5 protein-coding genes and 1 pseudogene are annotated in these 7,914 nt (G+C 71.2%); 5 read left to right on the top strand and 1 reads right to left on the bottom strand.

The genetic code is table 11. The annotated features are described in order from the left end of the window. Positions 1-1,503 (bottom strand): 4Fe-4S dicluster domain-containing protein (locus ACI2LW_RS09560; protein ID WP_404730597.1); only part of this gene is annotated, 1,503 nt, incomplete at its 3' end. A 211-nt stretch (positions 1,504-1,714) separates the two neighbouring features. On the opposite strand from ACI2LW_RS09560, the pseudogene ACI2LW_RS09555 reads away from it, so the two are divergent. The 5 genes and pseudogenes from ACI2LW_RS09555 to ACI2LW_RS09535 form a co-directional block, all read left to right on the top strand. Then, positions 1,715-2,686, top strand: a pseudogene (locus tag ACI2LW_RS09555) (MraY family glycosyltransferase); the annotation flags it as partial. 852 nt (positions 2,687-3,538) lie between these two features. After that, positions 3,539-5,386: a molecular chaperone DnaK gene (dnaK, locus tag ACI2LW_RS09550; protein WP_404730596.1), complete on the top strand. Its 1,848-nt coding sequence runs from the start codon at positions 3,539-3,541 to the stop codon at positions 5,384-5,386. Continuing rightward, positions 5,383-6,081: a nucleotide exchange factor GrpE gene (gene grpE / locus ACI2LW_RS09545; RefSeq protein ID WP_404730595.1), complete on the top strand. Its 699-nt coding sequence runs from the start codon at positions 5,383-5,385 to the stop codon at positions 6,079-6,081. Before dnaK ends, grpE begins: the two co-directional genes overlap by 4 nt. 39 nt (positions 6,082-6,120) lie before the next feature. Next, entirely contained in the window at positions 6,121-7,296 is a 1,176-nt protein-coding gene (gene dnaJ / locus ACI2LW_RS09540) for a molecular chaperone DnaJ (protein ID WP_404730594.1), read from the top strand. 5 nt (positions 7,297-7,301) lie between these two features. Then, positions 7,302-7,751 carry a heat shock protein transcriptional repressor HspR gene (locus tag ACI2LW_RS09535; protein ID WP_404730614.1) on the top strand — a complete coding sequence of 150 codons (450 nt, stop codon included), beginning with the start codon at positions 7,302-7,304 and terminating at the stop codon, positions 7,749-7,751. Positions 7,752-7,914: the final 163 nt, after the last annotated feature.

Below are 7,914 nucleotides of genomic sequence, written 5' to 3'. Positions count from 1 at the left end.
CTCCGCGAACGCCTTCGTGGTCTTCTTCGCCCGGTCCTCCAGCGCGCCCGCACAGCCCACCCAGTACAGGTACTCCACCTCGGTGAGGTCCTCGATGTCCCTGCCCACGACCGGGACCTCGAAGTCGACCTCCTTGAGCCACTCCAGGCGCTGCTTCTTGGCCAGGCCCCAGGGGTTGCCCTTCTTCTCCAGGTTCTTGAGCATCGTGCCCGCCTCGGACGGGAACGCCGACTCGATCATGACCTGGTAGCGGCGCATGTCCACGATGTGGTCGACGTGCTCGATGTCCACCGGGCACTGCTCCACACACGCACCGCACGTGGTGCACGACCACAGCACGTCCGGGTCGATGACGCCGTTGTCCTCCACGGTGCCGACCAGCGGCCGCTCCGCCTCCGCCAGCGCCGCGGCCGGCACCGACGCCAGCTGCTCCTCGGAGGCCTTCTCCTCGCCCTCCATCGTCTTGCCGCCGCCGGCCAGCAGGTACGGGGCCTTGGCGTGCGCGTGGTCACGCAGCGACATGATCAGCAGCTTCGGCGACAGCGGCTTGCCGGTGTTCCACGCCGGGCACTGCGACTGGCAGCGCCCGCACTCGGTGCAGGTGGAGAAGTCCAGCAGGCCCTTCCAGGAGAACTGCTCCACCTGCGAGACACCGAACACGTCGTCCTCGCCCGGGTCGGTGAAGTCGATCGCCTTCCCGCCCGACGTCATCGGCTGCAGCGCGCCCAGCGCGGTCGAACCGTCCGCGTTCCGCTTGAACCAGATGTTCGGGAACGCCAGGAAGCGGTGCCAGGCGATGCCCATGTCGGTCTTCAGAGCGACCGTGATCATCCAGATGAAGGAGGTCGCGATCTTGAGGCCGGCGAAGAAGTAGGTGAGGTTCTGGAGCGTCGAGACGTCCATGCCCCGCAGCCAGGAGACCACCGGGTAGGAGAGGAAGAACGACGCCTCGTAGCCGTCGACGTGGTGCTGGGCGCCCTCCAGGGCGTGCAGCATGAAGATGCAGACGCCGACGATGAGGATGACGGACTCCACGAAGTACGCCTGGCCGAAGCTGGAGCCGGCGAAGCGGGACTTGCGGTCCGGCTTGCTCGGCTTGTTCAGCTGGCGGATCGCGATGAGCACCAGGATGCCGACCACCGTCATGGTGCCGATGAACTCGACGTAGACGTTGTAGGGCGCCCACTCGCCGAGGACCGGCAGGAGCCAGTCGGCCCGGAAGAGCTGGCCGATCGCGTTGACGATGGTCAGCAGCAGGGTGAAGAAGCCGACCGCCACGAACCAGTGCGCCACGCCCACGATGCCCCAGCGGTTCATCCGGGTGTGTCCGAGGAACTCCTTGACCACCGTGAGGGTGCGCTGTGCCGGATCGTTGGTCCGCGTACCGGCGGGAACGGGCTGGCCGAGCCGCATGTAGCGGAAGATCTGCCAGACGGCGCGGCCGAACAGTGCCACACCGACCACGATCAGGACCAGCGACACGATGATCGCGGCGAGTTGCATTGGGGCTCCCGAGGCGGCCTCGAACATTACTAAGCGGTAACTTATACAGTCCGTTTGAGACTACCCCCATCATCCGTCGCGGTGCAGCCGTGCGCGGGGTGATCTGGGTCGCTGAGGATTGCCTGAATCTCACCGGTCATCTGCGGATTGCTCGCAATCATGATCGTGTTATTCACACCCAATCACCCGATATGGGCCTAATTTAAATACCGTGCTCTACGGGATCGCCACCGCCGTCACCGCCCTGCTCCTCGCCGCCGTGCTCTCCGCGCTGCTGCGCGTGCTCGCCCTGCGGCTCGGCCTCGCCGACCGCAGGCGGCGGCTGCGCCCGCTGCCGCTGCTGGGCGGCGCGGCCGTGGTGATCAGCACCTGCCTGGTCGCGGCGGCCGGCGGCTGGACGGGCGCCGCCCCGCTGGGCGACGGGGTGGGCAGACTGCTCGTCGCCGGCGCCGTGGTCGCCCTCCTCGGCCTGGTCGCGGACGTGTGGCGGCTCAGGACGCGGTTCCTGCTCGTCGGCACGGCGATCGCGGCCGCCTTCGTGGTGCCGTACGACGAGACGGGGCTGGTGCAGGGCATCGTGTGCGTGCTCTGGATCGCCTGCGTGGCCGCCGCCTTCCGGGGACTGGACCACGCCGACGGCCTCGCGGGCACGGTCGGGGTGCTCACCGCCTTCGGCGCCGGTGTGTGCGCGGCGGCCGAGGTGATGGACGACCTGGCGGTGCTGCTGAGCGTGCTGGCCGCCGCCCTCACCGGCTTCCTGATGCACAACTGGCATCCCGCGCGGATCGCCTTCGGCGCCTGCGGGTCCCTGTTCACCGGCTTCGTGCTCGCCTCGGCCGCCGTGCTCACCCGGACGGGTTACGACACGCTGTCCACGGCGGCCGTGCTGTTCGCGCTCACCGCGGTCGCCGGCGCCGACGCGCTGCTCGTGGTGGTGTCGCGGAGGCTGGCGGGGCGGCCCGTGCAGCGGCGCGGCCCGGACCATCTGGCGCACCGGCTGCGCCGGCTCGGCCTCACGCCGCCGGGCACCACCGTGCTGCTCGGCAGCGCCGTCTTCGCCTCCGTCCTGGTCGGCGTGCTGGTCCATGTGAACTGGACGGCGCCCGCAGCGGTGCTGTGGGTGCTCGGCGCGACCCTGCTCGCCGTCCTCGCGCTGCTCAGGGTCCCGGCGTACGGCCCGCGCGGGCGCTCGACGGGGACGTACACGGGGCGTCCGACAGGGTCGCACGCGGGGCGCTCGACGGGGACGCACACGACCCGTGGCCGCACGGGGACGGGTGTCCACGGCCCCCGGGCGGAGGCGGCGACGCCCTCCGGCCCGCGCGGCAGGCGGCCGCGCATCGGCGCGCAGCCCGGGGCGCCGGCCGCCACGGCGGGCGGCGGCCGGTCCGGCGCGCGGGCCGCGGATCCGGGCGGTGCGCGGACCGGTCCGCGCACCGGGGTGCGGGCCCTGCTGCCCGGTGGGCGGCGGACGGCGGACCGGCCGGCTCCCGACCGGCCGGTCGCGGACCGGCAGCCCGCCGCCCCGCGGCCGGGCGCGCCCGGGCCCCTGGGCGGGCAGCCCGCCGGCCGGCGCGAACGGGAGCGCACCGGTTCCCTCGACATCCGCGGCCCGATCGATGTCTACGGCACCCGGTCCCGGGCAGGTGCCTAGGGAAGCCGTCCCGGCACCGGTACCGGCCGGGGGTCCCGCAGGGCCCTCGCCGCCCGGTCCGGTACCCGCAACGCCCCGGTCCCGGCGGCTTCACCGGGCCCGTCGAGGCCCCAGGGGCATCGGCCGGCATCAGTCGGCAGCAACCGCAGGGGCCGGCATCAGCCGGCAGCAACCGCGTCAGCCGGCATCGGCCGTCAACCCGGAACCCACCGGAATATCCCGTACCGCTGTCCCTGTTGCTCGCGTTGTCGCAGGTCAGAGCGGCCTTGCGTGTAAGGGATGGATAAGACTTGAGTCTGACCGACTCAGCTCTGTTGACCCAGCTCCCGGGGTCGTGCACACTTGAGTCTGTTCCACTCAAGTCAGCTGGAGGAAATCACCATGGCACGTGCGGTCGGCATCGACCTGGGCACGACTAACTCCGTCGTCAGCGTTCTGGAGGGCGGCGAGCCCACCGTCATCACCAACGCCGAGGGTGCCAGGACCACGCCGTCCGTCGTCGCCTTCGCCAAGAACGGCGAGGTGCTGGTCGGCGAGGTGGCCAAGCGGCAGGCCGTGACCAACGTCGACAGGACCATCCGGTCGGTCAAGCGCCACATGGGCACCGACTGGAAGATCAACATCGACGACAAGACCTTCAACCCCCAGCAGATCAGCGCCTTCGTGCTGCAGAAGCTGAAGCGGGACGCGGAGGCCTACCTCGGTGAGAAGGTGACCGACGCGGTCATCACCGTACCGGCGTACTTCAACGACGCCGAGCGCCAGGCCACCAAGGAGGCCGGCGAGATCGCCGGTCTGAACGTGCTGCGCATCGTCAACGAGCCGACCGCGGCCGCCCTGGCCTACGGCCTGGAGAAGGACGACCAGACCATCCTGGTCTTCGACCTCGGCGGCGGTACGTTCGACGTCTCGCTGCTGGAGATCGGCGACGGCGTGGTCGAGGTGAAGGCCACCAACGGTGACAACCACCTCGGCGGCGACGACTGGGACCAGCGGGTCGTCGACTACCTGGTCAAGCAGTTCCAGTCCGGCCACGGCGTGGACCTGTCCAAGGACAAGATGGCCCTGCAGCGTCTGCGCGAGGCGGCGGAGAAGGCCAAGATCGAGCTGTCCTCGTCCTCCGAGACCTCGATCAACCTGCCCTACATCACCGCGTCCGCCGAGGGCCCGCTGCACCTGGACGAGAAGCTCACCCGCGCCCAGTTCCAGCAGCTGACCGCGGACCTGCTGGAGCGCTGCAAGACGCCGTTCCACAACGTCATCAAGGACGCCGGCATCTCCATCAACGAGATCGACCACGTCGTCCTGGTCGGCGGCTCCACCCGTATGCCCGCCGTCGCCGAGCTCGTCAAGGAGCTGACCGGCGGCAAGGAGGCCAACAAGGGTGTGAACCCGGACGAGGTCGTCGCCATCGGTGCCTCGCTCCAGGCCGGTGTCCTCAAGGGCGAGGTCAAGGACGTCCTCCTGCTCGACGTCACCCCGCTGTCCCTCGGCATCGAGACCAAGGGCGGCATCATGACCAAGCTGATCGAGCGCAACACCACGATCCCGACCAAGCGCTCGGAGATCTTCACCACGGCCGAGGACAACCAGCCGTCGGTGCAGATCCAGGTCTACCAGGGCGAGCGCGAGATCGCCGCGTACAACAAGAAGCTCGGCATGTTCGAGCTGACCGGTCTGCCGCCGGCGCCGCGCGGCGTCCCGCAGATCGAGGTGTCCTTCGACATCGACGCCAACGGCATCATGCACGTGACCGCGAAGGACCTGGGCACGGGCAAGGAGCAGAAGATGACCGTCACCGGCGGCTCCTCGCTGCCGAAGGACGAGGTCGACCGCATGCGCCAGGAGGCCGAGCAGTACGCGGAGGAGGACCACCGCCGCCGCGAGGCCGCCGAGACCCGCAACCAGGGCGAGCAGCTCGTCTACCAGACCGAGAAGTTCCTGAAGGACAACGAGGACAAGGTCCCCGGCGAGATCAAGACCGAGGTCGAGTCGGCCGTCGCCGAGCTGAAGGACAAGCTCAAGGGCGAGGACACCGCCGAGATCCGCACGGCCACCGAGAAGGTCGCGGCCGTGTCGCAGAAGCTCGGCCAGGCCATGTACGCCGACGCCCAGGCCGCGCAGGCCGCGGGCGGTGCCGGTGACGCCGGTGCCGGCCAGGCGAAGGCCGACGACGACGTCGTCGACGCCGAGATCGTCGACGAGGACCGGAAGGACGGTGCCGCGTGACGGAGGAGACCCCGGGCTTCGACGAGCAGCAGCCGCAGGCTCAGCCTCAGCAGCCCGACGTCCCCTCGGGCGCCACCTCTGACGACGCCGAGCCGCAGGCCGCCTCCCCCTCCCCGGAGGAGGGGGCGGCCCCGGCCGGGGACGCGGCCGCGACGGCGGGCCTGACGGCCCAGCTGGACCAGGTCCGCACCGCGCTCCACGAGCGCACGCAGGACCTCCAGCGGCTGCAGGCCGAGTTCCAGAACTACCGCCGCAGGGTCGAGCGCGACCGGATCGCGGTCAAGGAGATCGCCATCGCGAACCTCCTGACCGAGCTCCTGCCCGTGCTCGACGACATCGGGCGCGCGCGTGAGCACGGCGAACTGGTGGGCGGTTTCAAGTCCGTCGCCGAGTCGTTGGAGACCGTCGCCGCCAAGATGGGACTGCAGCAGTTCGGCAAGGAGGGCGAGCCCTTCGACCCGACGGTCCACGAGGCCCTGATGCACAGCTACGCACCGGACGTCACCGAGACGACGTGCGTGGCGATTCTGCAGCCCGGGTACCGGATCGGCGAGCGCACCATCCGCCCCGCGCGGGTGGCGGTGGCCGAGCCGCAGCCGGGCGCCCAGACGGTCAAGCCGGCCGAGGAGGCCGGCGGCGCCCAGGGCGAGGGCCAGGGCGAGGACAAGGACTCCGGTGGCCCTAAGGAGGGCTGACGTAATAGCGAACGAGGCAGGAGAGGAGGGACGTCGGGGATGAGTACCAAGGACTTCATCGAGAAGGACTACTACAAGGTCCTCGGCGTCCCCAAGGACGCCACCGAGGCGGAGATCAAGAAGGCGTACCGGAAGCTCGCCCGCGAGTTCCACCCGGACGCCAACAAGGGCAACGCAAGGGCGGAGGAGCGCTTCAAGGAGATCTCCGAGGCGAACGACGTCCTCGGCGACCCCAAGAAGCGCAAGGAGTACGACGAGGCCCGCGCGCTGTTCGGCAACGGCGGGTTCCGTCCCGGTCCCGGTGCGGGCGGCGGCTCCTTCAACTTCGACCTGAGCGACCTCTTCGGAGGCGGCCCGCAGCAGAGCGGCGGCGGCTTCGGCGGAGGTCTCGGGGACGTCTTCGGCGGCCTGTTCAACCGGGGCGGCGCGGGCGCGGGCACCCGTACCCAGCCCCGGCGCGGCCAGGACATCGAGTCCGAGGTCTCGCTGAGCTTCACGGAGGCCATCGAGGGCGCCACGGTGCCGCTGCGCATGTCCAGCCAGCAGCCGTGCAAGGCCTGCTCGGGCACCGGCGACAAGAACGGCACGCCGCGCGTGTGCCCGACCTGCGTCGGCACCGGGCAGGTCGCGCGCGGCTCGGGCGGCGGCTTCTCGCTGACCGACCCGTGCCCGGACTGCAAGGGCCGCGGGCTCATCGCGGAGCACCCCTGCGAGGTCTGCAAGGGCTCCGGACGCGCCAAGTCCTCGCGGACGATGCAGGTGCGCATCCCGGCCGGGGTCAACGACGGGCAGCGCATCCGGCTGCGCGGCAAGGGCGCGCCGGGCGAGCGCGGCGGCCCGGCGGGCGACCTGTACGTGGTGGTGCACGTGGGCGAGCACCCGGTGTTCGGCCGCAAGGGCGACAACCTCACCGTCACCGTGCCGGTCACCTTTCCCGAGGCCGCCCTCGGCGGCGAGGTCCGCGTGCCCACCCTGGGCGGGCCGCCGGTCACGCTGAAGCTGCCCCCCGGCACGCCCAACGGCCGTACGATGCGGGCCCGCGGCAAGGGCGCGGTGCGCAAGGACGGCTCCCGCGGCGACCTCCTGGTCACCGTGGAGGTACGTGTGCCGAAGGACCTGTCGGGGAAGGCTCGTGACGCCCTCGAGGCGTATCGCGAGGCGACCGCGGGCGACGACCCGCGGGCGGAGCTGTTCGAGGCCGCGAAGGGAGCATGAGTGAGATGGACGGCCGCCGTCGCAACCCGTACGAACTGACGGAAGACACCCCGGTGTACGTCATCTCCGTGGCCGCCCAGCTGTCCGGACTGCATCCGCAGACCCTCCGCCAGTACGACCGGCTGGGCCTGGTGTCCCCCGACCGCACCGCCGGGCGCGGCCGGCGCTACTCGGCCCGCGACATCGAACTGCTCCGCCAGGTGCAGCAGTTGTCGCAGGACGAGGGCATCAACCTGGCCGGCATCAAGCGGATCATCGAACTGGAGAACCAGGTCGCCGCGCTCCAGTCCCGCGTCGCGGAGCTGGAGGCGGCCCTGGACGGGGCGGCGGCCGCGATGCGGCAGCGCGAGGCGGCCGTGCACGCCTCCTACCGCCGGGACCTGGTGCCCTACCAGGAAGTGCAGCAGACCAGCGCGCTGGTGGTGTGGCGTCCCAAACGCCAGCAGCAGGACTGACGCGCGGGCCGCGCGCGGCGAGTGGAACAGAGTGGGGGGGGGGGGGGGGGTCGCCCCCCCCCCCCCCCCCCCCCCCCCCCCTTTTCCCCCCCCCCCCCCCGCCCCCCCCCGCGCGCGGCGGGCGGCCAGGCGGGGGGGGACGGGGGTGGGGGGGGGGGGGTGG

Origin of the sequence: Streptomyces sp. NPDC004065 (genome assembly GCF_044903565.1) — a bacterium.
Lineage (GTDB): Bacteria > Actinomycetota > Actinomycetes > Streptomycetales > Streptomycetaceae > Streptomyces.
This window is presented reverse-complemented; position numbering and strand designations above follow the sequence as displayed.